28 protein-coding genes and 5 tRNA genes are annotated in these 26853 nt (G+C 70.1%); 14 read left to right on the forward strand and 19 right to left on the reverse strand.

Annotation, left to right across the window (positions count from 1 at the left end):
- Positions 1-471: a DUF3515 domain-containing protein gene (locus QFZ82_RS12515; protein ID WP_307713245.1), complete on the forward strand. Its 471-nt coding sequence runs from the start codon at positions 1-3 to the stop codon at positions 469-471.
- 12 nt (positions 472-483) lie between these two features.
- On the opposite strand, the gene QFZ82_RS12520 is transcribed toward QFZ82_RS12515, so the two are convergent.
- Genes QFZ82_RS12520 through QFZ82_RS12530 form a run of 3 tightly spaced genes read right to left on the reverse strand, consistent with a single transcriptional unit; the run spans position 484 to position 3435 of the window.
- Complete coding sequence (locus QFZ82_RS12520) at positions 484-1641, reverse strand: D-alanine--D-alanine ligase family protein (protein ID WP_307713246.1); 1158 nt, start codon at positions 1639-1641, stop codon at positions 484-486.
- Positions 1642-1675: 34 nt separating this feature from the next.
- On the reverse strand, positions 1676-2686 hold the full coding sequence (locus QFZ82_RS12525) for an NAD(P)H-dependent glycerol-3-phosphate dehydrogenase (RefSeq protein WP_307713247.1): 1011 nt from the start codon (positions 2684-2686) through the stop codon (positions 1676-1678).
- A complete protein-coding gene (locus QFZ82_RS12530) occupies positions 2683-3435 on the reverse strand; it encodes a 1-acyl-sn-glycerol-3-phosphate acyltransferase (protein WP_307713248.1) in 753 nt (250 codons plus the stop codon). The genes QFZ82_RS12525 and QFZ82_RS12530 overlap by 4 nt, the downstream gene beginning before the upstream one ends.
- Before the next feature lie 203 nt (positions 3436-3638).
- Between QFZ82_RS12530 and cofC the strand changes: the two genes are divergently transcribed.
- Both cofC and QFZ82_RS12540 read left to right on the forward strand, forming a co-directional pair.
- Positions 3639-4271 (forward strand): 2-phospho-L-lactate guanylyltransferase, encoded by a 633-nt coding sequence (gene cofC, locus QFZ82_RS12535; protein ID WP_373429275.1) that lies wholly within the window; start codon positions 3639-3641, stop codon positions 4269-4271.
- A 50-nt stretch (positions 4272-4321) separates the two neighbouring features.
- Positions 4322-4525 (forward strand): hypothetical protein, encoded by a 204-nt coding sequence (locus QFZ82_RS12540; protein WP_307713249.1) that lies wholly within the window; start codon positions 4322-4324, stop codon positions 4523-4525.
- A 95-nt stretch (positions 4526-4620) separates the two neighbouring features.
- Here QFZ82_RS12540 and QFZ82_RS12545 read toward each other — a convergent pair whose 3' ends face one another.
- From QFZ82_RS12545 to leuC, 4 genes are all read right to left on the reverse strand, one after another.
- On the reverse strand, positions 4621-5280 hold the full coding sequence (locus QFZ82_RS12545) for an HU family DNA-binding protein (protein ID WP_307713250.1): 660 nt from the start codon (positions 5278-5280) through the stop codon (positions 4621-4623).
- Between the two features lie 143 nt (positions 5281-5423).
- A complete protein-coding gene (locus QFZ82_RS12550) occupies positions 5424-5651 on the reverse strand; it encodes a hypothetical protein (protein WP_142213448.1) in 228 nt (75 codons plus the stop codon).
- Between the two features lie 104 nt (positions 5652-5755).
- Entirely contained in the window at positions 5756-6349 is a 594-nt protein-coding gene (gene leuD, locus QFZ82_RS12555) for a 3-isopropylmalate dehydratase small subunit (RefSeq protein WP_307713251.1), read from the reverse strand.
- A gap of 6 nt (positions 6350-6355) precedes the next feature.
- The gene (gene leuC / locus QFZ82_RS12560) at positions 6356-7786 is read right to left on the reverse strand and encodes a 3-isopropylmalate dehydratase large subunit (RefSeq protein ID WP_307713252.1); all 1431 of its coding nucleotides are present in this window, start codon (positions 7784-7786) and stop codon (positions 6356-6358) included.
- A 145-nt stretch (positions 7787-7931) separates the two neighbouring features.
- On the opposite strand from leuC, the gene ndgR reads away from it, so the two are divergent.
- Together ndgR and QFZ82_RS12570 are read left to right on the forward strand one after the other, a co-directional pair.
- Complete coding sequence (gene ndgR / locus QFZ82_RS12565) at positions 7932-8648, forward strand: IclR family transcriptional regulator NdgR (protein WP_026278050.1); 717 nt, start codon at positions 7932-7934, stop codon at positions 8646-8648.
- 127 nt (positions 8649-8775) lie between these two features.
- Positions 8776-9024, forward strand: coding sequence for an SCO4226 family nickel-binding protein (locus tag QFZ82_RS12570; RefSeq protein ID WP_307713253.1), 249 nt, complete (start codon positions 8776-8778; stop codon positions 9022-9024).
- Between the two features lie 56 nt (positions 9025-9080).
- On the opposite strand, the gene QFZ82_RS12575 is transcribed toward QFZ82_RS12570, so the two are convergent.
- Entirely contained in the window at positions 9081-9560 is a 480-nt protein-coding gene (locus QFZ82_RS12575) for a DUF4188 domain-containing protein (RefSeq protein ID WP_307713254.1), read from the reverse strand.
- 79 nt (positions 9561-9639) lie between these two features.
- Between QFZ82_RS12575 and QFZ82_RS12580 the strand changes: the two genes are divergently transcribed.
- Positions 9640-10284: a MerR family transcriptional regulator gene (locus QFZ82_RS12580; RefSeq protein WP_307713255.1), complete on the forward strand. Its 645-nt coding sequence runs from the start codon at positions 9640-9642 to the stop codon at positions 10282-10284.
- Positions 10285-10340: 56 nt separating this feature from the next.
- Here the strand turns inward: QFZ82_RS12580 and QFZ82_RS12585 are convergent.
- The 10 genes from QFZ82_RS12585 to QFZ82_RS12630 form a co-directional block, all read right to left on the reverse strand.
- Positions 10341-10413 (reverse strand) — tRNA-Glu (locus QFZ82_RS12585).
- Between the two features lie 27 nt (positions 10414-10440).
- Positions 10441-10512, reverse strand: a tRNA-Gln gene (locus QFZ82_RS12590).
- A gap of 16 nt (positions 10513-10528) precedes the next feature.
- A tRNA-Glu gene (locus tag QFZ82_RS12595) sits at positions 10529-10601 on the reverse strand.
- 62 nt (positions 10602-10663) lie between these two features.
- A tRNA-Glu gene (locus tag QFZ82_RS12600) sits at positions 10664-10736 on the reverse strand.
- Positions 10737-10757: 21 nt separating this feature from the next.
- Positions 10758-10829 (reverse strand) — tRNA-Gln (locus QFZ82_RS12605).
- 89 nt (positions 10830-10918) lie between these two features.
- Positions 10919-11641: an HAD family hydrolase gene (locus QFZ82_RS12610; protein WP_307713256.1), complete on the reverse strand. Its 723-nt coding sequence runs from the start codon at positions 11639-11641 to the stop codon at positions 10919-10921.
- Between the two features lie 162 nt (positions 11642-11803).
- Positions 11804-12475 carry a DUF4241 domain-containing protein gene (locus tag QFZ82_RS12615; protein ID WP_307713257.1) on the reverse strand — a complete coding sequence of 224 codons (672 nt, stop codon included), beginning with the start codon at positions 12473-12475 and terminating at the stop codon, positions 11804-11806.
- A gap of 113 nt (positions 12476-12588) precedes the next feature.
- Complete coding sequence (gltX, locus tag QFZ82_RS12620; protein WP_307713258.1) at positions 12589-14064, reverse strand: glutamate--tRNA ligase; 1476 nt, start codon at positions 14062-14064, stop codon at positions 12589-12591.
- Positions 14057-14830: a fumarylacetoacetate hydrolase family protein gene (locus QFZ82_RS12625; protein ID WP_307713259.1), complete on the reverse strand. Its 774-nt coding sequence runs from the start codon at positions 14828-14830 to the stop codon at positions 14057-14059. The genes gltX and QFZ82_RS12625 overlap by 8 nt, the downstream gene beginning before the upstream one ends.
- 275 nt (positions 14831-15105) lie before the next feature.
- On the reverse strand, positions 15106-15279 hold the full coding sequence (locus tag QFZ82_RS12630; protein ID WP_307713260.1) for a hypothetical protein: 174 nt from the start codon (positions 15277-15279) through the stop codon (positions 15106-15108).
- Between the two features lie 579 nt (positions 15280-15858).
- Here QFZ82_RS12630 and QFZ82_RS12635 point away from each other — a divergent pair.
- From QFZ82_RS12635 to QFZ82_RS12670, 8 genes are all read left to right on the forward strand, one after another.
- Positions 15859-19395: a nitrate- and nitrite sensing domain-containing protein gene (locus QFZ82_RS12635; RefSeq protein ID WP_307713261.1), complete on the forward strand. Its 3537-nt coding sequence runs from the start codon at positions 15859-15861 to the stop codon at positions 19393-19395.
- 9 nt (positions 19396-19404) lie between these two features.
- Positions 19405-19818, forward strand: a complete 414-nt coding sequence (locus QFZ82_RS12640; RefSeq protein WP_005311457.1) for a roadblock/LC7 domain-containing protein — start codon at positions 19405-19407, stop codon at positions 19816-19818.
- A 138-nt stretch (positions 19819-19956) separates the two neighbouring features.
- A complete protein-coding gene (locus QFZ82_RS12645) occupies positions 19957-20361 on the forward strand; it encodes a DUF742 domain-containing protein (RefSeq protein ID WP_177151452.1) in 405 nt (134 codons plus the stop codon).
- The gene (locus tag QFZ82_RS12650; protein ID WP_307713262.1) at positions 20342-20923 is read left to right on the forward strand and encodes an ATP/GTP-binding protein; all 582 of its coding nucleotides are present in this window, start codon (positions 20342-20344) and stop codon (positions 20921-20923) included. The genes QFZ82_RS12645 and QFZ82_RS12650 overlap by 20 nt, the downstream gene beginning before the upstream one ends.
- Positions 20924-21260: 337 nt before the next feature.
- Positions 21261-24530 carry a nitrate- and nitrite sensing domain-containing protein gene (locus QFZ82_RS12655; protein WP_307713263.1) on the forward strand — a complete coding sequence of 1090 codons (3270 nt, stop codon included), beginning with the start codon at positions 21261-21263 and terminating at the stop codon, positions 24528-24530.
- Between the two features lie 10 nt (positions 24531-24540).
- Complete coding sequence (locus QFZ82_RS12660; RefSeq protein WP_005311461.1) at positions 24541-24954, forward strand: roadblock/LC7 domain-containing protein; 414 nt, start codon at positions 24541-24543, stop codon at positions 24952-24954.
- Between the two features lie 96 nt (positions 24955-25050).
- Positions 25051-25683: a DUF742 domain-containing protein gene (locus tag QFZ82_RS12665; RefSeq protein ID WP_307713264.1), complete on the forward strand. Its 633-nt coding sequence runs from the start codon at positions 25051-25053 to the stop codon at positions 25681-25683.
- Positions 25664-26245: an ATP/GTP-binding protein gene (locus QFZ82_RS12670; RefSeq protein ID WP_050791473.1), complete on the forward strand. Its 582-nt coding sequence runs from the start codon at positions 25664-25666 to the stop codon at positions 26243-26245. Before QFZ82_RS12665 ends, QFZ82_RS12670 begins: the two co-directional genes overlap by 20 nt.
- A 384-nt stretch (positions 26246-26629) precedes the next feature.
- On the opposite strand, the gene QFZ82_RS12675 is transcribed toward QFZ82_RS12670, so the two are convergent.
- A complete protein-coding gene (locus QFZ82_RS12675; RefSeq protein WP_177147836.1) occupies positions 26630-26839 on the reverse strand; it encodes an acyl-CoA carboxylase subunit epsilon in 210 nt (69 codons plus the stop codon).
- Between the last annotated feature and the right edge of the window lie 14 nt (positions 26840-26853).

Below are 26853 nucleotides of genomic sequence, written 5' to 3' on the forward strand. Positions count from 1 at the left end.
GTGACGTCTTTCGACCGCCGGCCCCTTGTCCTGTCCGCCGCCGCGCTCCTTGTCGCCGCCGCCGGCTGCTCCTCCAGCGACGCGTCGGCGTCGGCGGCGGTTCCCAGCCCCCCGGCCGGAGAAGCCGCCCTGTGCCGTGCGCTCGACCGAGCGCTGCCGCAGTCGGTCGCGGGGCAGGAACGGAAGGATCCCGAGCCCGCGTCCGAACTCACCGCCGGCTGGGGCGATGCCGCGATCGTACTGCGCTGCGGTGTGCCGCGGCCGGAGAGGATGTCCGATCCGCAGGCGCAGGGCGTCGAGGTGAACGGGGTCAACTGGCTGCTGGAGGAGAGCGACGACGGTCCGCGGTTCACCACGACGTACCGCAGGACCTATGTCGAGGTCACGCTCGCGAAGCAGTACACGCACGACGCGAGCCCGCTCACCGATCTGGCCGGGCCCGTCGAGAAGACGGTCCCTGCCACACTCTGACCCGGTTCGGAACTACCGCAGTCCGGTGGAACGGTTCAGCGCCGCCTGGATGAGCCGGTCCACCAGCTCGGTGTACGTCACGCCGCTCTCCTGCCACATCCGCGGGTACATGGAGATCGGGGTGAAGCCCGGCATGGTGTTGATCTCGTTGATGACGAACTCGCCGTCCTCGGTGAGGAAGAAGTCCGCGCGCACGAGGCCCTCGCAGGAGACGGCGTCGAACGCCTTGACCGCCAGACTCTGCACCTCGGCCGTCTGCTCGTCGGTCAGCGGCGCGGGCACCAGGCCGGCCGCCGAGTCGATGTACTTGGCCTCGAAGTCGTAGAACTCGTGCGACGAGACCGGCGGGATCTCGGCGGGCACGCTGGCGCGCGGGCCGTCCTCGAATTCGAGCACGCCGCACTCGATCTCGCGCCCCCGCAGCAGCGACTCCACCAGGATCTTGGGGTCGTGGCGGTGGGCCTCGGCGATCGCGTCGTCGAGTCCGGCGAGGCCGTCGACCTTGGTGATGCCCATCGAGGAACCGCCGCGTGCGGGCTTGATGAACAGCGGCCAGCCGTGCTCGCCCGCGAAGTCCACGATCTTCTTGCGGGCCGCGGACGGATCGGCCGCCCACTCGCGCGGGCGGATCACCTCGTAGGGACCGACGGGCAGGCCGAAGGAGATGAAGACGCGCTTCATGTACTCCTTGTCCTGGCCGACCGCCGAGGCGAGCACGCCCGAGCCGACGTACGGGACGCCGGAGAGCTCCAGGAGACCCTGCAGCGTGCCGTCCTCGCCGTACGGGCCGTGCAGCATCGGGAAGACGACGTCGACCTCGCCGAGCACCTTGGGCACGGAGCCCGGCTCGCTGTAGACGACCTCACGGCTCCCGGGGTCGACGGAGAGCACCACGCCGCCCTCGTCGGACTCGGCCAGCTCGTCGACGCTGGGGGTCCGGCGTTCGATGATCGCCATCCGCTCCGGCTCGTCGGCGGTCAGAGCCCACCGGCCGTCGCTGGTGATGCCGATCGGCAGCACGTCGTACTTGGTGCGGTCGATGGCCCGCAGCACCGCGCCCGCGGTGACCACGGAGATCCCGTGTTCGGAGCTGCGGCCGCCGAAGACGACGGCTACGCGCGGCTTGCGGAGCTGCTGCTCGGGGCTCTGGGGGAGGTTCTCGGTGCTCATATCGCGATGAGACTACCCGCTGGTTCGTGACGCGTCAGCGCCGCTCGGACTTGGCGGCGCGGGACATGAGTTCCTTGAGCGCGACAACCGGCGGCTTCCCCTCGTGGACGATCCCGACGACCGTCTCCGTGATCGGCATGTCGACATCGTGCCGGCGTGCCAGATCGAGAACCGACTCGCAGGACTTGACGCCCTCCGCGGTCTGCTTGGTGACGGCGATCGTCTCCTGGAGCGTCATGCCACGGCCGAGGTTGGTGCCGAAGGTGTGGTTCCGCGACAGGGGCGACGAGCAGGTGGCGACGAGGTCGCCGAGGCCCGCGAGTCCGGAGAAGGTGAGCGGGTCGGCGCCCATGGCGAGGCCGAGGCGGGTGGTCTCGGCGAGGCCGCGGGTGATCAGCGATCCCTTGGCGTTGTCGCCGAGTCCCATGCCGTCGGCGATGCCTACGGCGAGCCCGATGACGTTCTTGACGGCGCCGCCCAGTTCGCAGCCGACGACGTCGGTGTTGGTGTACGGGCGGAAGTAGGGCGTGTGGCAGGCGGACTGCAGCCGCCGGGCCACGGCCTCGTCGCGGCAGGCCACCACGGCGGCGGCCGGCATGCGGGAGGCGATCTCCTTGGCCAGGTTGGGGCCGGTGACCACGGCGACGCGGTCGGCGGGCACCCCGGCCACCTCCTCGATGACCTCGCTCATCCGCTTCGCGGTGCCGAGTTCGACGCCCTTCATCAGCGAGACGAGGACGGTGTCGGGGGCCAGTTCGGGGGCCCAGGCGGCGAGGTTGCCGCGCAGCGTCTGGGAGGGGACGGCGAGGACGGTGAAGTCTGCGCCGTGCAGGGCCTCGGCCGCATCCGTGGTCGCCCGCAGGTTCACCGGGAGCTCGATGCCGGGCAGGTAGTCCGGGTTGGTGCGGGTGGTGTTGATGGCGTCGGCGAGTTCGGCACGGCGGCCCCAGAGGGTGACGTCGCACCCCGCGTCGGCGAGGACCATGCCGAACGCGGTGCCCCACGAGCCCGTTCCGAAGACGGCTGCCTTGACGGGCTGGGTCACTTCACTTCCTCCCCGGCGGCCTTGCGGCGCTGCTCGGAACGCGCTTCGCGCAGATCGTACGGCTTCTCGGGCGCCTTCTCGCCGCGGATCTCCTCCAGGAGCACGGTGATCGCGGCCATAATCTCCTCTGTCGCGGCCCTGAGCACCTCGGGCGTGGGGTCCTGGTCGTAGAAACGCGTGAGATCGACGGGCGGGCCGGCCAGCACCTGGAGCGTCTTGCGCGGGAAGAGGCGGATCTTGTTCTCCTTGGCGTACGGCGGCATCGCCAAGTTGGCGCCCCACTGGGCGACCGGGATGACCGGCGCCTTGGTCTGCAGGGCGGCGCGGGCAACTCCCGTCTTCGCGGTCATCGGCCACTGGCCGGGCTCGCGGGTGAGCGTGCCCTCGGGATAGAAGGCCACGCATTCGCCGCGCTGTACGGCCTCGACGGCGGCACGGAAGGCGCCGACCGCGTTCGAGGATTCGCGGAAGACGGGGATCTGGCCCGTCCCGCGCAGCATCAGCCCCACACCGGGCGCCTTGAAGAGCGCCGCCTTGGCCAGGAAGCGGGGCACTCGTCCGGTGTTGTACTGGAAGTGCCCGTAGGAGAACATGTCGAGATACGAGTTGTGATTGATGGCGGTGATGAATCCGCCCTCGGCCGGAATGTGTTCCATTCCCCGCCAGTCCCGCTTGAACAGAAGCAACAGCGGCGGCTTGGCGATGACCGCCGCCAGGCGGTACCAGAAGCCGATTCTACGGCGGGACACTCGGACACCTTCCTCTACGACCGGGCTACTGCCTGGCTGCTGGGGGTCAAGTGTCGCCCCAGGCCCCTGGTCTGTCGAGGACACGGTACGCCCCGCCCTCGCACCCGGCCCTCGGGCCCTTCGCCGCCCCGGGCGACAATGAGGCCCCGACGCGCACGGACGGAGAGCCCGCCACGGACACGAAGCCGACCCTCCTGTGGTCCTTGATCGTCCCGCTGAAGCCTCTTGCCCTCGCCAAGAGCAGGCTGGCGGAAGTGGCGGACGACGTGCTGCGGCCGCGGCTCGCGCTGGCCTTCGCCCAGGACACCGTGGCCGCGGCGCTGGCCTGCACGGCGGTGCGCGATGTGGTGGTCGTCACGGACGACCCGGCGGCCGGGGCGTCGCTGGCGGCGCTCGGGGCGCGGACGGTGCCGGACGCGCCCGCGGCGGGGCTCAACGCGGCCCTGGCGCACGGTGCGCACGCGGTGCGCGCGCGACGCCCGGGTGCGGCGGTCGCCGCGCTCAACGCCGATCTGCCGGCATTGCGGCCACGCGAATTGGCCCGGGTACTGAGTGCGGCTTCGGTATTTACCCGGGCATTTCTGGCAGATGCCGCCGGAATCGGTACGACATTGCTCAGTGCGTTGCCGGGAGTGGAATTGCGTCCGGCTTTCGGCGGCCCTTCACGCCGTCGGCATTTGGCATCCGGCGCCGCGGAAATCCTTGTCGGCGGGGTCGATTCCGTGCGCCGCGACGTGGACACGGCGGCGGATCTGTCGGTGGCGCTGACGCTCGGGGTCGGCCCTCGGACCAGTCGGCGGCTCATGACGGGCGCACCCGCGCCGGACAGCCCCTAGCCTGCCCGCCCTGATCCGCCGGGCGGCTCCCGGCCCCGTAGGCTGGGCGCATGCAGGCGACCTCGTACACGTACGACCCCGAGACCCGCAGCGGGAGTGTGCTGCTCGACGACGGCACCCCGGTGGAGTTCGACACCGCCGCCTTCGACGCGGGCGGCCTGCGGCTGCTGCGTCCCGGCCAGAGGGTGCGGATCGAGACCGAGGGAGAGGGCGACGCCCGCCGCATCACCCTGGTGACGCTGCAGACGTTCTGACGCCGGGCGCGCATACGCCGCGGGCCGGTCTCCCCAGGGGGAGACCGGCCCGGCGCGTGAGTGGCCCTGTGTGACCTCGTACCGCTTGCTTCCGCCTACTTCTTGCGGGCGGTGGTCTTCTTGGCGGTGGTCTTGCGCGCCGTCGCCTTCTTGGCGGGCGCCTTCTTGGCGGTGGCCTTCTTGGCGGGAGCGGTCTTCTTCGCCGCCGCCTTCTTGGCCGTGGTCTTCGCCGGTGCGGCCTTCTTGGCCGCTGCCGTGGTCTTCTTGGCGGCCGGAGTGGTCTTCTTCGCGGTCGTCTTCTTCGCCGTGGTCTTCTTGGCGGCCGCGGTGGTCTTCTTCGCGGTCGTCTTCTTCGCCGTGGCCTTCTTGGCGGTGGCCTTCTTGGCCGCGGCCTTGGCGGTCGTACGGGTCGGGGCACCGCCGGAGAGGCTGCCCTTGGGGGCCTTCTTGACGGAGACCTCGCCTCCCTTGGGGAGCTTCTTCGTGCCGCTGACCAGGTCCTTGAAGCCCTGGCCCGCGCGGAACCGCGGGACGGACGTCTTCTTGACCCGCACCCGCTCACCCGTCTGCGGGTTGCGGGCGTAACGGGCGGGACGGTCGACCTTCTCGAACGAGCCGAAGCCGGTGACCGAAACCCGGTCTCCGGCGACTGTTGCGCGGACGATCGCGTCAAGCACCGCGTCGACAGCGTCAGCGGCCTGCTGGCGGCCGCCGAGCTTGTCGGCAATCGCTTCTACGAGCTGCGCCTTGTTCACGTCTTCCCCTTCGGAGACATTTGGCCGGAACGATTGCGTCCAGGCTTTTTCGCACGTTAGGCAGATATATACCGCAAATCAAACACGAAACGGGCTAATCACCCTAGTGCCGCAACGAAGTCGACCTCGGCGGAGTTCTGAGGTCAGTCACCTTCAGGGAATCGGCCCTCGTCGAGGTCCTTCATCAACCGGTCCAGACGCCTTGCCGCGTCCGGGAGATCGTGCTTCGCCGCTGCCGTGACGACCAGCAGCTTCCGGGACAGCGCCATCCTTACGCCCTCCGGGACTTGCAGTGCGCGCACTCTTGTGTGCGCTTCCTTCAATCGGGCCGCGACCGCCTCGTAGAGCTCGAGTTGGCTGTCACGTTCCATGCACCGATTGTGCCATCTGGGGCGAGTTGTCGCCCGATGGGGTCTCAACATGCGACTGCGCCCCCCACCGGGAGGTGGAGGGCGCAGATCGGGAAAAGCGCTGCTCAGGCGTCAATCGTACGGGGTTTGAAGGACGGTCGGCCCGCCTCGTACGCCGCGATGTCCGCTTCGTTCTGAAGGGTGAGGCTGATGTCGTCGAGGCCGTTCAGCAGTCGCCAGCGGGCGTTCTCGTCGAGTTCGAAGTCGGCGTCGATTCCCGGCGCGAGGACCTTTCGCTGCTCCAGGTCCACCGTGATCTCCACGGTGGGGTCCGCCTCGGTCAGCGCCCAGAGCGCGTCCACGGTCTCCTGGTCGAGTACGACGGTCAGCAGACCGTTCTTGAGGGAGTTGCCGCGGAAGATGTCGGCGAAGCGGGACGAGATGACGGTCTTGAAGCCGTAGTTCTGCAGGGCCCACACGGCGTGCTCGCGCGAGGAGCCGGTGCCGAAGTCGGGGCCGGCGACCAGGACCGTGGCGCCGCTGCGCTCCGGCCGGTTGAGCACGAACTCGGGGTCCTTGCGCCAGGCCTCGAACAGGCCGTCCTCGAACCCGTCGCGGGTGACCTTCTTCAGCCAGTGCGCGGGGATGATCTGGTCGGTGTCGACGTTGCTTCGGCGCAGCGGAACGGCGCGGCCGGTGTGCGTGGTGAAAGCTTCCATGGTTCCTCAGACCCCCGCGGGCGTAGAGACGACGACGTCGGACAGGTCGGCCGGGGAGGCCAGATGGCCGAGCACCGCGGTGGCGGCGGCGACCTGCGGCGAGACCAGGTGCGTACGGCCGCCCTTGCCCTGCCTGCCCTCGAAGTTGCGGTTGGAGGTGGACGCGGAACGCTCGCCCGGAGCCAGCTGGTCGGGGTTCATGCCCAGGCACATGGAGCACCCCGCGTGGCGCCATTCGGCCCCCGCGGCGGTGAAGACCTTGTCCAGGCCCTCCTCGACCGCCTGCAGGGCGACCCGGACGGAGCCCGGGACGACCAGCATCCGTACGCCGTCGGCGACTTTGCGGCCGTCCAGGATCTCGGCGGCCGAGCGCAGGTCCTCGATACGGCCGTTGGTGCACGAGCCTACGAAGACGGTGTCGACCTTGATGTCGCGCAGCGGCTGTCCGGCGGTCAACCCCATGTACTCCAGGGCCTTTTCGGCCGCCAGGCGCTCCGAAGCGTCCTCGTACGAAGCCGGGTCGGGGACGTTCGCCGACAGGGGCGCGCCCTGGCCGGGGTTGGTGCCCCAGGTGACGAACGGGGCCAGTTCGGCGGCGTCGATGAACACCTCGGCGTCGAAGACGGCGTCGTCGTCCGTGCGCAGCGTCTTCCAGTACGCGACGGCGGCGTCCCAGTCCTCGCCCTTGGGAGCGTGGTCGCGACCCTGCAGGTAGTCGAACGTGGTCTGGTCCGGGGCGATCATGCCCGCCCGGGCGCCGGCCTCGATCGACATGTTGCAGATGGTCATCCGGGCCTCCATCGAGAGTTTCTCGATGGCGGAGCCGCGGTACTCGATGACGTAGCCCTGGCCGCCGCCGGTGCCGATCTTCGCGATGATGGCGAGGATCAGGTCCTTGGCGGTGACGCCGTCGGGCAGCTCGCCCTCGATCGTGATGGCCATGGTCTTGGGGCGGGCCATCGGCAGGGTCTGGGTGGCCAGCACGTGCTCCACCTGGGAGGTGCCGATACCGAAGGCCAGCGCGCCGAAGGCGCCGTGGGTGGAGGTGTGCGAGTCACCGCAGACGACCGTGGTGCCGGGCTGGGTCAGACCCAGCTGCGGGCCGACGACGTGCACGACGCCCTGCTCGACGTCGCCGAGCGGGTGCAGCCGGACACCGAACTCCGCCGCGTTCTTCCGCAGGGTCTCCAGCTGTGCGCGGGAGACCGGGTCGGCGATCGGCTTGTCGATGTCGAGGGTCGGGGTGTTGTGGTCCTCGGTGGCGATGGTGAGGTCGAGCCGCCGCACCCGGCGACCGGTCTTCCGCAGCCCGTCGAAGGCCTGGGGGCTGGTCACCTCGTGCAGCAGGTGCAGATCGATGAAGAGGAGGTCGGGCTCGCCTTCGGCGCGCCGGACGACATGGTCGTCCCAGACCTTCTCCGCGAGTGTCCTACCCATCGCTTTCCCTCCGGCCGGCTGTGCCGCCGACACAACTAGAGATCTTGGTGCAATGCCCGTTGGTCCGCGGGCCGCCACTACAGCGTGACAAGTTCCATGGAAAATTGAACTTGCGTTTCACAGAGTGAGACGTGAGTATCGTTGCATGGACAACTCTAGCGGCGTCGGTGTTCTCGACAAGGCGGCCCTTGTCTTGAGCGCCCTGGAGTCCGGTCCGGCCACCCTCGCGGGTCTGGTCGCGGCCACGGGACTCGCACGACCCACGGCCCATCGCCTGGCCGTGGCACTGGAACACCACCGTATGGTGGCGAGGGACATGCAGGGCCGGTTCATCCTCGGACCGCGGCTGGCGGAGCTCGCCGCCGCCGCCGGCGAGGACCGGCTGCTGGCCACGGCCGGACCTGTGCTCACCCACCTGCGCGACGTGACCGGCGAGAGCGCCCAGCTCTACCGCCGGCAGGGAGACATGCGCATCTGCGTGGCGGCGGCCGAGCGGCTGTCCGGACTGCGGGACACCGTGCCCGTCGGCTCCACGCTCACGATGAAGGCCGGCTCCTCGGCGCAGATCCTGATGGCCTGGGAGGAGCCCGAGCGGCTGCACCGCGGCCTGCAGGGCGCGCGCTTCACGGCGACGGCCCTGTCGGGCGTACGGCGCCGGGGCTGGGCCCAGTCGATCGGCGAGCGCGAGCCGGGCGTGGCCTCCGTCTCCGCTCCCGTGCGGGGCCCGTCGAACCGCGTGGTGGCCGCCGTGTCGGTCTCCGGCCCCATCGAGCGCCTGACCCGCCATCCCGGGCGTATGCACGCTCAGGCCGTCATCGACGCCGCCGCGCGTCTGAGCGAGGCGCTGCGCCGCTCCGGCTGACCTTCCTTACGGCAGCGCCACATCGCCCTGCCGGCCCCTTCAACGCCGCAGGGGCCGGCCGGAGGTGTTTCCGGGGCGTGCCGGGTGCAGCATGGAAATACCTGCCGAGCGACGGAGGTGCAGGACCATGGCCGAGTTCATGGACGTACACCACGGGATGAAGGGCATCACGAGCGACCAGCTCATGGAGGCACACCGCGCGGATCTCGCGATCGAGGGCGAGGAGGGCGTGCACTTCAAGCAGGCGTGGGCGGATCCTGATTCGGGGACCGTGTACTGCCTGTCGGAGGGGCCGTCCGCGGACGCCGTGCAGCGCGTTCACGAGCGCACGGGCCACCCGGCGGACGAGATCCACGCGGTGCCCCTGACCGTTTGAGCCTTTCCGTGGAGCCTCCGTCACGTGCGGTGACGGAGGCTCCACCATGTCCGGCCTCAGACGCGCAGCCGGTCCTGGGCCTGGACGCCGTCGCGAAGCGAGGCCGTGCCGTACGCCCGGCCGAGGCCGTAGGGCGGCATGTCGCCGTACATGGTCTCGTACGACCCCTTCGGCACGATGTACGTCTCGTGCCAGATGCCGACGTGCCTCCCGCCCTTGCGGGCCAGCCGGTTGTAACGACCCCACCACGGGCGGTGGCGCCTGTCGGGGGCGCTCGCGTAGGCGAGGAGCTTCTCCTTCGACTCCCAGTACTGGACGACGTAGTACGTGCGGGGCGAGCCCGTCAGCAGGATGTGGTGCAGGAGACCGAGCGAGCGGTCGCTGCCCAGCTCCCTCAGCATCATCGGCATCGCGAGCAACACCGGCAGCCAACGGTGCACTGCCCAGAGGTGGTTGACCCGCATGCCGATCAGGAAGACGACGACGTCGCCGGATGCCGCGGCCGTGGTACGGCCGGGCAGCGTCTTGCTGCTCATGGTGACCCCCAGACTGTGTTGGATAGTGGCACTACCCATGATTGGATAGTGCCACTCTCCAAAGAAGGGTGCAAGGGGAATGCGGCTCTCGGAACTGAGCGAGCGGAGCGGGGTCTCCACCGCGACGATCAAGTACTACCTGCGCGAGCGGCTGCTGCCGCCCGGCCGGCGCGTCACCGCCACGCAGTCCGAGTACGACGAGAACCATCTGCGCCGGCTGCGACTGGTGCGGGCGATGATCCAGGTCGGCGGCGTGCCCGTGGCCACGGCCCGCGAGGTGCTCGCCCACGTCGACGACGAGTCACTCGGACTCACGATGCGCCTGGGCGCGGCGACATGGGCACTGCCCCAGCTGCCGGAGGCGCCCGTGGACGACGCGGCCACGGCGGACGCCCGGCAGGAGGTCGAGCGGCTGCTGGAGGAACTGGGCTGGGACAGCGCGCGCGAGATCGGCGACCTCTCCCCCGTCTACCGCGCACTGGTGACGTCGCTCGCCACGCTGAGCAGCCTCGGGTACGCGGTCTCGGCCGCCGAACTGCTGCCGTACGCACGCCAGATGGAGCAGATCGCCCGATACGACATGGACCAGCTGGAGAACTACCCGGCGGGCGCCGAGCAGGTGGAGATGGCGGTGGCGGCGCAGGTGCTGTACGACCCGCTGTTGCTGAGCCTGCGACGGCTCGCCCTGGAGGCGGAGACGGCCCGCCGGTACGGCATCGTCTAGCCCCCGCGAAACGCCGAAGGGGTCCTCCACCTCGGTGGAGGACCCCTTCGGTCTCGTACCCCCGACCGGATTCGAACCGGCGCTACCGCCTTGAGAGGGCGGCGTGCTAGGCCGCTACACAACGGGGGCAAGATCGTGATCCATGGGCTGGATCCGCTGGGCTACCAGGACTCGAACCTAGACTAAATGAACCAGAATCACTCGTGCTGCCAATTACACCATAGCCCATGGTGGTTTAGACCAGTACCCCCGACCGGATTCGAACCGGCGCTACCGCCTTGAGAGGGCGGCGTGCTAGGCCGCTACACAACGGGGGCCCTAGCGATCCTGCATCGAGAGCGACCGGGTGCGACCCAGGTGATCTCGCGGGAAGGATCTGTACCCCCGACCGGATTCGAACCGGCGCTACTGCCTTGAGAGGGCAGCGTGCTAGGCCGCTACACAACGGGGGCTTTGCAGATGAGCTCTGCGAGCTGGCCTACCAGGACTCGAACCTAGACTAACTGAACCAGAATCAGTCGTGCTGCCAATTACACCATAGGCCACCAAAACGCAACCCCCTGTGGGGATCTTGTTCGGGTTTGCGCTTCCGGTTCCGGGCTTTCGGCCCGCTCCCCTTGGCGCAGGAAGAACATTACCCGAAGGTGGACGGCGCTCCAAAACGGGTATCGCCACGCAGCAGTGCGGGCAGCTGGCCGAGACCGGTGATCCGGGTGAGCTCCGGTCTGCCGCCGAGACCGGCGCGGTCGAGCCAGATGCCGGTGAGTCCCGCCTCGACGGCGCCGCGGGCGTCGATGTCGGGCTGGTCACCGACGTACGCGACCTCGCACGGCGCGAGGCCCATGACCTCGCAGGCGCCGAGGAAGGCGGCGGCTTCGGGCTTGGAGACGCCGAGTTCCACGGCGCACACGACGGCTTCGAAGCGGTCCCGCACGCCGAGGACGCGGAGTTTGCGGTCCTGGTTGTGGATGCTGGAGTTCGACAGGACGGCGTGACGGTAGTCACGGGCGAGAAGGTCGAGAACGGGCACGGCGTCGGGGAACAGCGCCCAGGCGGCCTCGTAGTGGTCGACGTGCCGGCCGAACCAGGCGTCGGCCTCGTCGTCGCTCATCCCCGGCGCAGCGAGGAACTGCCGGACCCTGTCGCGCCGCTGCCCCGTGAACGTGGTCTCCCCGGCGGCGAAGCGGGCCCACTGGACGTCGGTGATCTCCCGCCATGCGACGAGGGCCTGCTCGACGGAGTCGTATCCGCCGGGCAGGCCCTCGTTCCGCAGGTGCTCGCGCATGCCGGCGCGGTCGGCGCTCGCGTAGTCGAAGATCGTGTCGTCGATGTCCCAGAGGACGGCGCGGATCGGCATGCCCCGACCGTACCGCCACGCCGCCGCCCGGCCGGCGGTTCGGGGGTCATCCCCCGATGAACGCAGTGTCGATGTCCCAGAGGACGGCGCGGATCGGCATGTCCCGACCGTACCGCCGCGACGTCGCCCGGCCGGCGGTTCGCATACGGCCGAAGCCGGCGCTCAGGCCATGGCCTCGGCCGGGACCACGAAGAAGTCCGTCACGAAGCAGACGACCTCGCCGGAGGCGTCGCGGCCGACCCAGGTCGGGTAGGCGCCGTCGCCCCAGCCGGACATGAAGGCGATCAGGTTGTGGCCGGTGTCGGGGGCGGTGACCGTGTGGGGGCCCAGGTACGCGCCGCCGCCCGCGTCGAAGGCGTCCCACAGCGGCCCTTCGTCGCCCACGCAGTCGGGGAAGGACTCGTCACAGGCCGCGTCGTAGAAGCAGCCCGTGCCCGCGTCCACGCCGTAGGCGAAGAACTCGTCGTCGGCCAGTTCCGCCGGGTCCTGGCCCGCCTGGTGGGCGATCTCCCAGGTGACCGGTTCGGTGTCCCTGATCAGCAGGCGGGCGGCGGCGATCCGCAGGTGGGGCTCGTCGGCCGGCGGCTCGTCGGGCTCCGCGAGCGTGGCGACGGCGCAGTCCACCGGGTAGCGGCCCGGGGCGACCTCGGCGGTGAACGGCTCGGACTCGCCCGTGCCCAGCGAGACGAAGGGGTCGCAGGCCACTACCCTGCCGGTGGGCAGCCACAGTTCGCCGCCCTTGACCACGGACATCGTGCCGACGAGCGATCCCATGTCCTGGAAGCGGTTGCCGGGCGTGAAGTGCCAGGAGAAGTCGGGCGCGGGCATGGGCATGCTGGTCCCCCAGGAAGCCGAGACGATCGTGATCGCCCCGAACACTAGTCCCGCGCTCCGACAACGCCGAAGGGGCGGCGGCCTCTTCGGCCACCGCCCCTTCCGCACACCGATTACGCCGCGAGCTTCGCCAGCGCCGCGTCGATACGGGCCAGGGTCCGGTCCTTGCCCAGGATCTCCAGGGACTCGAACAGCGGCAGGCCCACCGTGCGGCCGGTGACCGCGACGCGGACCGGGGCCTGGGCCTTGCCGAGCTTGAGGCCGTGGGCCTCGCCGGCGGCCAGGACGGCCTCCTTGAGGGAGTCCGCGCTGGACCAGTCGGCCCCCTCCAGCTTCTCGCGGGCGGTGGTCAGCAGCGCGGCCGGATCGCCCTTCATCGCCTTGGTCCAGGACGCCTCGTCCTCGACCGGCTCGTCGAGGAAGAGGAAGTCGACGTTGGCGGTGATGTCGGAGAGGACCGTCAGGCGGGTCTGCGCGTGCGGCGCGATGGCCTCCCACTTCGCCGGGTCGAAGTTCTCCGGCGCCCAGTTGGCGTGCGGCGCCCGGAGCCAGGGCTCGCACGCCTCGGTGAACGCCTTCACGTCGAGCATGCGGATGTGGTCGGCGTTGATGGCCTCGGCCTTCTTCAGGTCGAAGCGGGCCGGGTTGGCGTTGACGTCCGCGAGGTCGAACTTCGCGACCATCTCCGGGATGGTGAAGATGTCCTGGTCGGCGGAGAAGGACCAGCCGAGCAGGGAAAGGTAGTTGAGCAGGCCCTCGGGGAGGAAGCCGCGCTCCCGGTAGAGGTTGAGGGACGCCTGCGGGTCGCGCTTGGACAGCTTCTTGTTGCCCTCGCCCATGACGTACGGCAGGTGACCGAAGGAGGGGATCTCCTTGGCGATGCCGAGCTCGATCAGGGCCTTGTACAGCGCGATCTGGCGCGGGGTGGAGGACAGCAGGTCCTCGCCGCGCAGCACGTGGGTGATCTCCATCAGCGCGTCGTCGACCGGGTTGACGAGCGTGTAGAGCGGGGCGCCGTTCGCGCGGACGATGCCGTAGTCCGGGACGTTGTCCGGCGTGAACGTCAGCTCGCCGCGCACCAGGTCGGTGAAGGTGATCGGCTCGTCGGGCATCTTGAAGCGCACGATGGACTCGCGGCCCTCGGCGTCGTACGCGGCCCGCTGCTCGGCGGTCAGCGTGCGGCACTTGCCGTCGTAGCCGGACGGGCGGCCGGCGGCGCGGGCGGCGTCGCGGCGCGCCTCCAGCTCGAGCGCGGTGCAGTAGCAGTGGTACGCGTAACCGCCGGCGATCAGCTTCTCGGCGACGTCCTTGTAGGTGTCCATCCGCTGCGACTGGCGGTAGGGGCCGTGGGGGCCGCCCACTTCGGGGCCCTCGTCCCAGTCGAGCCCGAGCCAGCGCAGCGAGTCGAGCAGCTGGTTGTACGACTCCTCGGAGTCGCGGGCCGCGTCGGTGTCCTCGATGCGGAAGACCATGGTGCCGCCGTTGTGCCGGGCGTAAGCCCAGTTGAACAGGGCGGTGCGGACCAGGCCCACATGGGGGTTGCCGGTCGGGGACGGACAGAAACGTACGCGGACGTTCGCGTTAGCCACGCTTGATCACCTTGTTGGTGAGAGTGCCGATGCCTTCGATGGTGACGGCGACCTCGTCGCCGACGTTCAGGGGGCCGACCCCCGCGGGGGTGCCCGTGAGGACGACGTCGCCCGGGAGCAGCGTCATGGCCTCGGTGATGTGCACGATCAGGTCCTCGACGGACCGGACCATGTCGCTCGTACGCCCCAGTTGGCGCTGTTCGCCGTTGACCGTGCACTGGATCGTCAGGTCGGCGGGGTCGAGGTCGGTCTCCACCCAGGGGCCGAGCGGGCAGGAGGTGTCGAAGCCCTTGGCCCTGGCCCACTGCTTCTCGCGCTTCTGGGCGTCGCGTGCGGTGATGTCGTTGGCGCAGGTGTAGCCGAAGATCACGTCCTTGACGCGTTCGCGCGGGACTTCGCGGCACATGCGGCCGATGACGACGGCGAGCTCGGCCTCGTGGTGGAGCTCGTTCGAGAACGAGGGGTACTCGATGGCGTCGCCGGGGCCGATCACGGAGGTGGTGGGCTTGAAGAAGGCGACGGGGACCTCCGGGACCTCGTTGCCGAGCTCCGCCGCGTGCTCCGCGTAGTTGCGGCCGATGGCCACGACCTTGTTGGGGAGCACCGGGGGCAGCAGCCTGACCTTGCTCAGCGGCACCTTGGTGCCCGAGAGCTCGAAGTCGGTGTACGGAATGCCCTTGATGATGTCGAGGAGGAGGCCGTCGGGGCCTTCCTCGACCGCGCCGAAGGCGACATTGCCGTCGATGGAGAACCTGGCGATGCGCACGGGTTGCTGTCGCCCCTCACTACTCACTCGCTGACCGGCCCGGCTCGCTGACCGGAGACTGACGCTCCAGGCTAACGCGGCGGGGCCTGCCCGACGTGCCGATCACGGCGTGGGCAGGCAGGCGTCCGGCTCCACCCAGGGCCTGGGGGTCCCCCGGCGAAGCCCAGGGGGAGAGCCGAAGGGGCGCGGCGGCGTCCCGAAAGGGAGAACGTACGGGGGAGAACCGATCTCAAGAAACGGGCGCGCGGGTGAGCGGAAGGGGCGCCGCGGCCGTACTACTGCGTGGGCGCGTCCATGAGGATGGTGCGGCGGGGGTTGGCCGTCTGCGTGGGAAGATCGACCGCGTGCTCCGGCCGCTCCGGCGTCTGCAGCTCGTCCGCGTCCTCGAGGTGCGCGAGCGTCGTGCGACGGGGGTTGGCTATGTTGCGGAACATCATCGTCGTCTTCATCGGTGGTTTCAGACCTTGTCGGAGTAGGGATGCTGCGGGAAGCCCGGTTGACCGAACACCCGTCCTTGTAAAGCGTCAGGCTAAACATTCCATTCCCACGGAAAGCCAGGGGGAGGCGCTGATCTCTGTGTGAGTTTGCTCACGAAGACAGTGTCATTTCGGGCAATCCGGGCTGTGGATCTCCCTTGCAGGATCGGACATTCCGCCACTGAAGGCGCCATTCCGCTCCTGATCATCGCGACTGGGACACCCCCCACCCCTAAGCGACTCATCCCATAAAGTCCGTTTCCTCCGTAAACACTTTCTACGACTTGTGACATAACACTTACACCGTGTCACGGAGGTCACAGGCCGGTACGCGGCCCTTGTTGGAGATCCGGCACTGTGCTGGAATTCCACGCACCGCCGCGGTTTCAGGCCGGCGCGCAAGGGGCGCAACGCAGCGCCGAGTGGCGGCGGGGAAGGGGGAGCAGCGCCGGTCAATCACGACCACCATGGGGCAGCGATCGATGCCCCGAGACGCCGACACCGTCCCGCCGTGCAAGCGGAGGGACGCCTGGTCCAGAGGTTGCGACGCTAGTGCAGGGACGTTTCAAGAGGGATGGCCTGGGGTCCCCCCAGGCCCGCCAGGGCCGCGGGGAAGCTGCGGCGGAACAGGAGTCGCGCGGCGGGACCGACCGCGGCTCCTCGCCCCAGCACGCCCACAACCAGGGACCGGCCGCGCCCGGTGACGGCGGCGAGCGAGGCGCGCGCCCCGGCACGTCGGCACCCTCCGCGGACGGCGCCAAGGGCCCGTCCACGGGGAAGGGACCCACGGACACCGGCTCGCGAATAGCACTGCGGAACTGGCGCATCAGCACGCGCCTGGTCTCCCTGCTCACCCTGCCGGTCGTCGCGGCGACCACGCTGGGCGGACTCCGTATCCAGGAGTCCATGGACGACATGAAGCAGCTGGACCACATGCAGCTGCTCACGGAGATGACCCGGGCGGCGACCGACCTGGCGCAGGCGCTGCAGTCCGAGCGCGACCTGTCCGCCGGCCCGCTCGCCAACGGCTCCCCCGTCACGGACTTCAAGGTCTCCGGCCCGCGCAACCAGACCGACCTGGTCAAGAAGGCGTTCCTCGACGCCACCCGCAACATCCCCAACACGGACGACGACGAGGCGCTGGAGAGCATCCGCGCCAACGCGAACCAGATCGCCGTCCAGGTCAACGGCCTCAACAAGATCCGTTCCACGGCGTACGAGGGCGACGTCCCGAACTCCCAGACGGTGGAGGCGTACAGCCGGCTCATCGAGTCGCTGCTGAGCCTGTCGCAGGACATGGCGCAGGCGACCAGCAACCCGGAGATGATCAAGCGCACGCGTGCGCTGGCGGCGTTCTCGTCCGCCAAGGAGTACGCGTCCATCCAGCGCGCGATCATCGCCGCCGCCCTGCCCGGCGGTGACGACGCCAAGGCCCCCGGTCTGTCGGAGAACGACCGCCTGTACGGCAAGGCCGCCGTGGAGAACGGCGAGACCGAGCTCAAGGCGTTCAAGGCGATCTACGAGTCCACCGGCGGCGACGCCGAGGAGCTCACCGCCACGCTGGACAACGGCAACCCGACCATCGCGGCCTCCGAGCTGTACGCCAAGCGCGTCCTGGACACCGAGGGCCAGATCAGCCGCCTGCCCGAGCGGTCGCACCTGGACTGGACCGACGACTACTCGGTCCGCGTCAACGCGATGAAGCAGATCGAGGCCACCCTCCTCGGCCAGATGGAGACCAAGGCCCGTGAGCTGCGCGAGGAGTCGCAGCGCGACGCCATCATCAACGGTGCGCTGATCCTCGTCGTCCTCGGCGTCTCGCTCGTCGGCGCGTTCGTCGTGGCGCGATCCATGATCCGCTCGCTGCGCCGCCTGCAGGACACCGCCACGAGGGTCGCCCAGGACCGGCTGCCCGAGCTCGTCAAGCAGCTGTCGGAGGCCGACCCGCAGGACGTCGACACCTCCGTCGAGTCCGTCGGTGTCCACTCCCGGGACGAGATCGGCCAGGTGGCCGCGGCCTTCGACGACGTGCACCGCGAGGCGGTCCGCCTCGCCGCCGAGCAGGCCCTGCTGCGGGGCAACGTCAACGCGATGTTCACCAACCTCTCGCGCCGCTCCCAGGGCCTCATCCAGCGTCAGCTCTCGCTCATCTCCGAGCTGGAGTCCCGCGAGGCCGACCCGGACCAGCTGTCCTCGCTGTTCAAGCTCGACCACCTCGCGACCCGTATGCGCCGGAACGGCGAGAACCTCCTCGTCCTCGCGGGCGAGGAGCCGGGCCGCCGGTGGACGCGGCCGGTCCCGCTGGTCGACGTCCTGCGTGCCGCCGCGTCCGAGGTGGAGCAGTACGAGCGCATCGAGCTGGCGGCGGTGCCCGCGACCGAGGTCGCCGGCCGCGTCGTCAACGACCTCGTGCACCTGCTCGCCGAGCTGCTGGAGAACGCGACGTCGTTCTCCTCCCCGCAGACCAAGGTCCGGGTCACCGGTCACGCGCTGCCCGACGGACGGGTCCTCGTCGAGATCCACGACACCGGCATCGGCCTCTCCCCCGAGGACCTCGCCGCGATCAACGAGCGGCTGGCTTCGCCGCCCACCGTGGACGTCTCGGTCTCCCGCCGCATGGGTCTGTTCGTGGTCGGCCGCCTGTCCCTGCGGCACGGCATCCGTATCCAGCTGCGCCCGTCGGACTCCGGCGGCACCACCGCGCTCGTCATGCTGCCCGTCGATGTCGCCCACGGCAAGAAGGTCCCGGGCAAGCCCGGTGCGGGCGGCCCCGGCGCGGCGGCGCAGGGCCCCGGCGGCGACGCTCCCGGTCTGGCGGGCCGTCCCGGCGCCCCGGCCGGCGGCAGCCGTCCGGGCCTCGGCGGCGGTCCCGGTGCGGGCGGTCCCGGTGCGGGCGGTGCGCCCTCGGGCGGCCGTCTCGGTGCCGGTGCGCCGCGCGGCCAGGTCGGCGCCCCGTCGGCTCCCCGTGCCGCACTGCCGGGACGTGACGGTTCCTCCCGACCGGCCCAGGGCGGTCAGCACGCGGCCCCGCACGACCCTCAGCGTCAGGGCGGCGCCTTCGGCGCGGCCCGTGGCAGGCAGGGCACTCCGGCTCCCGCCCGTAACGAGGCCCCTCAGGGCGGCTTCCGTCAGGGTGCGCCGGGAGCGGACGACCGCGGCCGGCAGCTCCCGCCGACCGGCGGACCGCGTGCCGAGCTGCCGGGCGGCTCCCCCGCACGCCGCGAGGAGCAGCGTCCGCAGCGTCCGCAGACCACGAGCTGGGGCAGCGGCCAGGCCCCCACTGCGCAGCAGCGCCCGGCGGCCGACGCGCCGCGCGGCCACGAGGACCACGACGCCTCGCGCGGCCTCGGTGCCACGGCCGAGTTCGCCCGGCCCGACTTCAACGCGCCCGCGGGTCCCGGTTCCACGGGCCAGTTCGTGCGCTCCGACGTGTACGGCGGCCAGAACGGCGCGCAGCCGCAGGACCCGGCGCAGACCGCGCAGTTCGCCCGCCCGGACTTCCAGGCGCCGCAGCAGCCGGCCCCGCGCCGCCGGGACGAGGGCTTCCCGCCGGCACGGCCGGCCGCCTCTCTGCCCGCTCCGTACCAGCCCGAGGCGCTGCCTCCGGCGTCCGGCCCGGGGGACGGCCGTACGCCTCTGTACGACACGCTGGAGACGAACTGGTTCCACGGGGCACAGGGCGGTCAGCAGGCCGAGCAGCCGCAGCAGCCGCAGAGTTCCGCTCCGCGGATGCCGCTGCGCTCCCCCGCGCCGAACCCGGGGAACCCGGGCAACGCGCCCTCGGCGAACGGTGCGGCCTGGCGCACCTCGCCCAACGACGAGCTGGTGCGTCAGGCCGAACGGGTGCGCAAGCCCGCGGCCGGCGGCATCACCACCTCGGGGCTGCCCCGTCGCGTCCCGCGAGCGAACCTCGTCCCGGGGACCGCGCAGGAGCAGAACCACAACTCCGGTCCGCAGGTCTCACGCGCGCCCGACGACGTACGGGGCCGGCTGACCAATCTGCGCCGGGGTATTCAGCAGGGCCGGCAACAGAACAACTCGACGACCGGCAGCTTCAACCTCGGCCCCACTCACCAGCAGGAGCGATAGTTGAGTCCGATGAGCCAGGCGGCGCAGAACCTGAACTGGTTGATCACCAACTTCGTGGACAACACCCCCGGGGTGTCGCACACGGTGGTGGTCTCCGCCGACGGTCTTCTGCTGGCGATGTCCGAAGGTTTTCCGCGCGACCGCGCCGACCAGCTCGCGGCCGTGGCGTCCGGGCTCACCTCGCTGACCGCGGGAGCCTCCCGGATCTTCGAGGGCGGTCCGGTCAGCCAGACCGTCGTCGAGATGGAACGCGGCTTCCTGTTCCTGATGTCCGTCTCCGACGGATCGTCGCTGGCCGTGCTCGCGCACCCCGACTGCGACATCGGCCTGGTGGGCTACGAGATGGCCCTCCTGGTCGACCGCGCGGGCAGCGTCCTGACCCCTGATCTGCGCGCCGAACTCCAGGGAAGTCTCCTGCACTGACGTTCCGGCGGCCGCGGCGACCCCACTCGCCGGCAGGCCGCCGCCACCGCACCGACAACCCGAACGGCCGCCCCGAGGCCCCCCACCGGCCCCATCAGACGGCACAGCCGACCACTTGCTGTCACGCCCGGAGGATTCATGACCCCGCCACCCGCCTCTCACGATCCGTACGGCACGTCACTCGACGCGTACGGGGACGAGGGCGACCAGCCGCTGGTGCGTCCGTACGCGATGACCGGCGGCCGGACCCGGCCGCGCTATCAGCTCGCGATAGAGGCACTGGTCAGCACCACCGCGGACCCGGCACTGCTCGCCGGGCTGCTCCCGGAGCACCAGCGGATCTGCCACCTGTGCCGGGAGGTCAAGTCGGTCGCCGAGATCTCGGCGCTGCTGTCGATGCCGCTCGGTGTCGCGCGCATTCTCGTCGCCGACCTGGCGGAGGCCGGCATGGTGGCGATTCACCAGCCGGGCAACGGAGAGGCCGGCGGTACGCCGGATGTGACACTGCTCGAAAGGGTGCTCAGTGGACTTCGCAAGCTCTAGCGGCGGTTCGGCCCGGTCGACGACCTCCGCGAAGATCGTGGTGGCGGGCGGATTCGGCGTGGGCAAGACCACGTTCGTCGGCGCCGTCTCGGAGATCAACCCGCTGCGTACCGAGGCCGTCATGACGTCAGCGTCGGCGGGCATCGACGACCTCACGCACACCGGCGACAAGACGACAACAACCGTCGCCATGGATTTCGGCCGCATCACCCTCGACCAGGACCTGATCCTGTACCTCTTCGGTACCCCCGGACAGGACCGCTTCTGGTTCATGTGGGACGACCTCGTCCGCGGCGCCATCGGCGCCGTCGTCCTCGTCGACACCCGGCGGCTCGCCGACTGCTTCCCGGCCGTCGACTACTTCGAGAACAGCGGACTGCCGTTCGTCATCGCCCTCAACGGCTTCGACGGACACCAGCCCTACAACCCCGAAGAGGTACGCGAGGCCCTCCAGATCGGACCCGACACCCCGATCATCACCACCGACGCCCGCCACCGCGCGGACGCCAAGAGCGCCCTCATCACCCTCGTCGAACACGCCCTCATGGCGCGGCTCAAGTAGACGACGTCATACGGCAGTTGTCGTAGTTGTCGGGTAGCGGGCTGTGTCATTTGACACGGCCCGCCCCGCTGTTCATAACGTTTCGACAGAGAATTGCGGCAGAGCTGCCACCCCTTGCACACGTTCGGTGTCACTGTGCTCACATGAGCCTCGCCTTTTGACGGGGCTCGTTCTTTATGCCCGTTTTATCTGAGGGTTGGACCACTCGGAATCTCAGATTCCAGGTGTTTGGAATGGGACGGCTCGGCGTGCTGGAATTCGTCGAACTGCCGAGTAGTACGGCTATGAACGAACCACGGCACAGCGTAGGTGCCGACGCCGAGAGGTTGTTGGTCGAGTGAGGCGAAGCAAGACGAGCTCCGCAGAGCAGCAGGCGCGGGGCAACTTCACCCCGCCGCCGCGCACAGCGGTGACGCCTGCGGACACGTCGGGTGGTTCGAGCACGTCCCCGGCCGCCGGCAGCTCCAGCAAGCTGTCCCCGCGCAACTGGCGGGTGCCCACCCGCCTGAACGCGATCCTCTTCATACCCGTCCTCGTCGGACTGGTCATGGGCAGTTTCCAGGTGAAGCAGTCCATAGACACCTGGAGCGAGGCGCAGGACGCCGAGAAGACGGCGCTGATCGTGCGCGCCGCCTCGGAGTACGGCCAGGCCCTGCTCAACGAGCGCGACCTCACCGCCTCCACGCTGCTGCTGGCCACCAGCGAGGCCGACCGCAAGAGCCCCGCCGTCACCGAGGCGTACGAGACCACCGACGCCGCCGCGGCCAAGTTCCGCGAGGCCGTCGAGGACATGCCCGACGGGCAGGGTCTGGAGCGCCGTCTCGAGCTCTTCGACAAGGAGGAGCCGAACCTCGCCAAGCTGCGCCAGGCCGCCTACTCCAAGGCGCTCGACCCGGTGCAGACCGAAGAGGGCTACGTCAAGGTCCAGCACGTGCTCATGGAGTTCTCCAACGAGCTCGGCCTCGGCACCGGCAACGTCACCAGCTACGGCCGTACCGTCTACGCGGTCCAGCTCGCCAAGGCCGCCGCGTCGCTGCAGCGCTCGATCGGCATGCACCTGCTGATCCGGCCCAGCCAGGACGAGACCGTCTTCGCCAGGCAGACCGTCGCGTTCAACTCGTACAACTACCTCGAGCAGATCGCCATCGGCGAGTACGTCTCCGGCGGCACCGAGGCCGACACCGCCAAGCTCAAGCAGATCATGACGGGCAAGGCGGCGGACGGCGCGAAGCGGCTGCAGGCCGCGGGCCTCAACCCGCCGAAGGGCCCCGACGGCTCGTTCTTCACCGGCATGGCCGGTGCGATCGGCTCGGGCCTGACCCCGAAGCAGCTCAAGGCCAAGGACGTCACGCCCGAGACCTGGATGGGCGCGGCCACCGCCAAGTTCGACGGCTACACCGAGATCGAGCAGGACCTCGTCGACCGCGCCGTGACCGAGGCCTCCGAGATCTCCGACGACGCCCGCAACGACGCGGTCACCAACGGCGCCATCGTCGTCATCGCCCTGCTGGCCGCCTTCATCCTGGCCGGCCTCATGGCCCGCCAGATGAGCCGCTCGATGCGCCAGCTGCGCACCGCCGCCTTCGGCATCGCCGAGCAGCGGCTGCCGATGCTCGTCGACCAGCTCTCGCGCACCGAGCCCGGCCGCGTCGACACCCGCGTCCAGCCCATCCCGATCGACTCCCAGGACGAGATCGGCGAGGTCGCCCGTGCCTTCGACCAGGTCCACCGCGAGGCCGTCCGGCTCGCCGCCGAGCAGGCCATGCTCCGCGGCAACGTCAACGCGATCTTCACGAACCTCTCGCGCCGCAACCAGTCCCTGATCGAGGGCCAGCTGACGCTGATCACCGACCTGGAGAACAACGAGGCCGACCCGGACCAGCTGGAGAACCTCTTCAAGCTGGACCACCTGGCGACCCGTATGCGCCGCAACGGCGAGAACCTCCTCGTCCTCGCCGGCGAGGAGCCCGGCCGCCGCTGGAACCAGCCGGTGCCGCTGGTCGACGTGCTGCGCGCCGCCTCCTCCGAGGTGGAGTCCTACGAGCGCATCGAGCTCACCGGTGTCCCGGAGACGGAGATCCACGGCCAGGCCGTGACCGACCTCGTGCACCTGCTGGCCGAGCTGCTGGAGAACGCCACCACGTTCTCCTCCCCGCAGACCAAGGTCCGTGTCACCGCGACCCGTCTCCCCGACGGCCGCGTGATGATCGAGATCCACGACAAGGGCATCGGCCTGACCGCCGAGGACTTCGCGGACATCAACCACAAGCTGGCCAACCCGCCGACCGTGGACGCCGCCGTCTCGCAGCGCATGGGCCTGTTCGTGGTCGGCCGCCTCGCCGACCGGCACGGCATCCGCGTCCAGCTGCGTCCCTCGGGCGAGCAGGCCGGCACCACCTCGCTGGTCATGCTTCCCGACGCCATCACGCACGGTGGCGGCGGCGAGGCACTGCCGCAGGACGACTTCACCGTCTCGCAGATCATCCCGGAGCAGCAGTCCTACGAGGCCGCCCCGATGCGGACCGCGGCGGAGCTCGGCTTCGACGACTCCCGCTACGAGCAGACCGGCGACAAGGCGCAGCTCGACCCGGTGGGCCGCTCGCTCATGCGCGAGGAGCGCCGTGCGGCGCTGGAGGCGCAGGCACAGGGCGGTGACCGCCCGCTGTTCCGCGACGAGACGGCCCCCTACGCGCAGGAGCGGCAGCAGGAGTACGGCTCCGAGTACGGCCAGGAGTTCTCCCCCCAGGGCTACGCACAGGAGCAGCAGGGCTACGACCAGCAGCCGTACGGGGAGCAGTCGTACGACGAGCAGGGCTACGGCGACCAGGGTTACGGCGAGCAGGGCTACACCGACCACCAGGGAACGGCTGGGGGCTACCCCGAGCACCAGGCCCCGCAGGAGCACCTGCAGGACGCATATGCGGAAGCTGACTACCATGCTTCGCAGGGTTCCCGGCAGCAGTACGACGGCACCTACGAGACCCAGTCCCACCAGGCAGAGTGGTCGGATCAGGACAGCTACCAGGCCGCCTATGAGCCGGATTACCGCGCGGAATCGGAATCTGCCCCCAGCGCTCCCGCGAACGGCTCCGAGCGCGTAGGCTTCGAGCGTCCGGGACCCTCTCCGAGCAGCGGTCATGAGATGACCGCGTCCGGTCTCCCCCGGCGCGGCAGCGGTCAGCCGTCACAGCCTCAGCAGGAGGCCCAGCGGCAGTGGCAGCAGCCGGCCGAGCAGGCCCCGCAGGCTCCCCGGAGCGGGCAGGCCGGGGAGAACGGCACCGGCGGCGGGTCCTCCTCCGACGAGTGGCGTTCGACGAACGACGAGCGCTGGCAGCGGGCGGAGAAGCTCCGCGAGCCGAAGGCGGGCGGAGTCACCTCGTCCGGTCTCCCCCGGCGGGTGCCCAAGGCGAACCTGATCGAGGGCACCGCGGAGCAGACCCCGCAGGGCGGCCCACAGGTCTCCCGCGCCCCTGAGGACGTGCGTGGCAGGTTGAGCAACCTGCGGCGCGGTGTCCAGCAGGGACGCAACGCGGGAACGGACACGAACGGACCGGCCACTTACGATCGACCCAGTGGCCCGGGTAGTACCTACAACCAGGAGCGTTAGTGTGAGCCCGATGAGCCAGGCGGCGCAGAATCTGAACTGGTTGATCACCAACTTCGTGGACAACACCCCCGGGGTGTCCCACACCGTGGTGGTCTCCGCCGACGGACTCCTGCTGGCGATGTCCGAGGGTTTCCCGCGTGATCGTGCCGATCAGCTGGCGGCGGTCGCCTCCGGGCTGACCTCGCTGACCGCGGGAGCGTCCCGGATCTTCGAAGGCGGTGCCGTCAACCAGACGGTCGTGGAGATGGAGCGCGGCTTCCTCTTCATCATGTCCATCTCCGACGGGTCCTCGCTGGCCGTCCTCGCCCACCCGGAGGCCGACATCGGTCTGGTGGGCTACGAGATGGCCCTCCTGGTCGACCGTGCGGGCAGCGTCCTCACCCCCGACCTGCGTGCAGAGCTCCAGGGAAGTCTTCTCAACTGAGAAACGGACAGTGCATTTCCCGCCACCGCACCATAAGGTGCGGTGGCGCGGCTCCACAGGGACAGGGACCGGCGACCGGCAGTCGGAGGAGGAAACGTGGCAACACCCCCAGGCGGACACCCATTTGACGGTGCTCAACAGTCCCAGGGTGAGCACACTCACAACCGCTTCAACTTTCCTTCGACGCCGAGCAGACAGGACGGCGCCCAGCCGTACCAGCAGCCGCAGCCGCCGTCGGCCTACGACCCGTCGTACGACCGCTCTTACGACACCTCGTACGACCCGTCGTACGGACAGCAGCAGCCCCGTATCCAGCCGGTGGCGCCGCGACGGTCCCCCGAGCCCCGGACGGCCTCGGGGGCCGGCCCGGCTGCCGGGCCGGCCAAGCACAACCCCCTGGTCCGGCCGTACGCGATGACCGGCGGACGGACCCGCCCGCGCTACCAGCTCGCCATCGAGGCACTGGTCAGCACCACGGCCGATCCGGCCCGGCTGCAAGGGCAGTTGCCCGAGCACCAGCGGATCTGCCGGCTGTGCTTCGAGATCAAGTCTGTTGCCGAGATCTCGGCACTTCTCTCCATCCCCCTCGGCGTTGCCCGGATCCTCGTCGCCGACCTGGCCGAGGCCGGACTTGTCGCCATCCACCAGCCCGGCGGCGACGCGGCCGCCGGCGGCCAGCCAGACGTGACACTGCTCGAAAGGGTGCTCAGTGGACTTCGCAAGCTCTAGCGGCGGTGCAGCCCGCTCAACCACCAGCGCGAAGATCGTGGTGGCGGGCGGATTCGGCGTGGGCAAGACCACGTTCGTCGGCGCCGTCTCGGAGATCAACCCGCTGCGTACCGAGGCCGTCATGACGTCAGCGTCGGCGGGCATCGACGACCTCACGCACACCGGCGACAAGACGACAACAACCGTCGCCATGGACTTCGGCCGCATCACCCTCGACCAGGACCTGATCCTGTACCTCTTCGGTACCCCCGGACAGGACCGCTTCTGGTTCATGTGGGACGACCTCGTCCGCGGCGCCATCGGCGCCGTCGTCCTCGTCGACACCCGGCGGCTCGCCGACTGCTTCCCGGCCGTCGACTACTTCGAGAACAGCGGACTGCCGTTCGTCATCGCCCTCAACGGCTTCGACGGACACCAGCCCTACAACCCCGAAGAGGTACGCGAGGCCCTCCAGATCGGACCCGACACCCCGATCATCACCACCGACGCCCGCCACCGCGCGGACGCCAAGAGCGCCCTCATCACCCTCGTCGAACACGCCCTCATGGCGCGGCTGCGCTAGCCGGTCGGGCGGTCCCTGTACGCCCTGTGGAACGGCCCCCGAGGGCTCCGTCCGGAGCTCTCGGGGGCCGTTGCCGTTCCCGGGCGGCGGGGACGCCTGCGGCGGGCACTGTTCCCCACCCCGCCCCTTCCCGAACCGGGGCAAGCCCCGGACCCCGTACCGCGCTTCGCGCGGTGTCCTCAAACTCCCCCTACGGCCTGGCGGCCGTGGGAGGGACCCCCGGACGGAGTCTGGGGGAGATTGAGGCGCGGGGGTCCGGGGGCGGAGCCCCCGGTTCCGGGAAGGGGCGGGGTGGGGAAACGGCCCCCGCGCAGCGGGTCCACGCCCCCGGAACGGGGAAGGCCCCGCACACCAACGGTGTGCGGGGCCTTCCGGGTCAGGGCGTCAGCCCTGCCAGCTGTGGGACGGCTGGAAGCCGCGCTGGCGCTCCAGACGGCGCCAGCCCGCCGTCGTGCGGCCGCGGTGCGGCTGCGACGCGTCGGCGCGGGACGCCGCACGCGCCATCAGGACCGCGGTGATGGCCGCCAGCTCCTCGGGCTCGGCGTGGCCCTTCTCGACGCGGACGACGGACGAGGGGTCGGTAGGAGTGCTCATGGGTCGGGCTCCAG

Source organism: Streptomyces sp. V4I23 (assembly GCF_030817975.1).
Classification (GTDB): domain Bacteria; phylum Actinomycetota; class Actinomycetes; order Streptomycetales; family Streptomycetaceae; genus Streptomyces.

What these genes read in the sequence shown, in the direction of transcription:
- QFZ82_RS12630 (WP_307713260.1), bottom strand. Translation starts at nt 15,279, where the DNA reads ATGAAGACGACGATGATGTTCCGCAACATAGCCAACCCCCGTCGCACG.
- QFZ82_RS12660 (WP_005311461.1), top strand. Translation starts at nt 24,541, where the DNA reads ATGAGCCAGGCGGCGCAGAATCTGAACTGGTTGATCACCAACTTCGTG.
- QFZ82_RS12615 (WP_307713257.1), bottom strand. Translation starts at nt 12,475, where the DNA reads ATGCCCATGCCCGCGCCCGACTTCTCCTGGCACTTCACGCCCGGCAAC.
- QFZ82_RS12675 (WP_177147836.1), bottom strand. Translation starts at nt 26,839, where the DNA reads ATGAGCACTCCTACCGACCCCTCGTCCGTCGTCCGCGTCGAGAAGGGC.
- QFZ82_RS12580 (WP_307713255.1), top strand. Translation starts at nt 9,640, where the DNA reads ATGCGGCTCTCGGAACTGAGCGAGCGGAGCGGGGTCTCCACCGCGACG.
- QFZ82_RS12540 (WP_307713249.1), top strand. Translation starts at nt 4,322, where the DNA reads ATGCAGGCGACCTCGTACACGTACGACCCCGAGACCCGCAGCGGGAGT.
- QFZ82_RS12645 (WP_177151452.1), top strand. Translation starts at nt 19,957, where the DNA reads ATGACCCCGCCACCCGCCTCTCACGATCCGTACGGCACGTCACTCGAC.
- QFZ82_RS12570 (WP_307713253.1), top strand. Translation starts at nt 8,776, where the DNA reads ATGGCCGAGTTCATGGACGTACACCACGGGATGAAGGGCATCACGAGC.
- leuC (WP_307713252.1), bottom strand. Translation starts at nt 7,786, where the DNA reads ATGGGTAGGACACTCGCGGAGAAGGTCTGGGACGACCATGTCGTCCGG.
- QFZ82_RS12610 (WP_307713256.1), bottom strand. Translation starts at nt 11,641, where the DNA reads ATGCCGATCCGCGCCGTCCTCTGGGACATCGACGACACGATCTTCGAC.
- QFZ82_RS12575 (WP_307713254.1), bottom strand. Translation starts at nt 9,560, where the DNA reads ATGAGCAGCAAGACGCTGCCCGGCCGTACCACGGCCGCGGCATCCGGC.
- QFZ82_RS12550 (WP_142213448.1), bottom strand. Translation starts at nt 5,651, where the DNA reads ATGGAACGTGACAGCCAACTCGAGCTCTACGAGGCGGTCGCGGCCCGA.
- QFZ82_RS12520 (WP_307713246.1), bottom strand. Translation starts at nt 1,641, where the DNA reads ATGAGCACCGAGAACCTCCCCCAGAGCCCCGAGCAGCAGCTCCGCAAG.
- QFZ82_RS12640 (WP_005311457.1), top strand. Translation starts at nt 19,405, where the DNA reads ATGAGCCAGGCGGCGCAGAACCTGAACTGGTTGATCACCAACTTCGTG.
- ndgR (WP_026278050.1), top strand. Translation starts at nt 7,932, where the DNA reads ATGGACAACTCTAGCGGCGTCGGTGTTCTCGACAAGGCGGCCCTTGTC.
- leuD (WP_307713251.1), bottom strand. Translation starts at nt 6,349, where the DNA reads ATGGAAGCTTTCACCACGCACACCGGCCGCGCCGTTCCGCTGCGCCGA.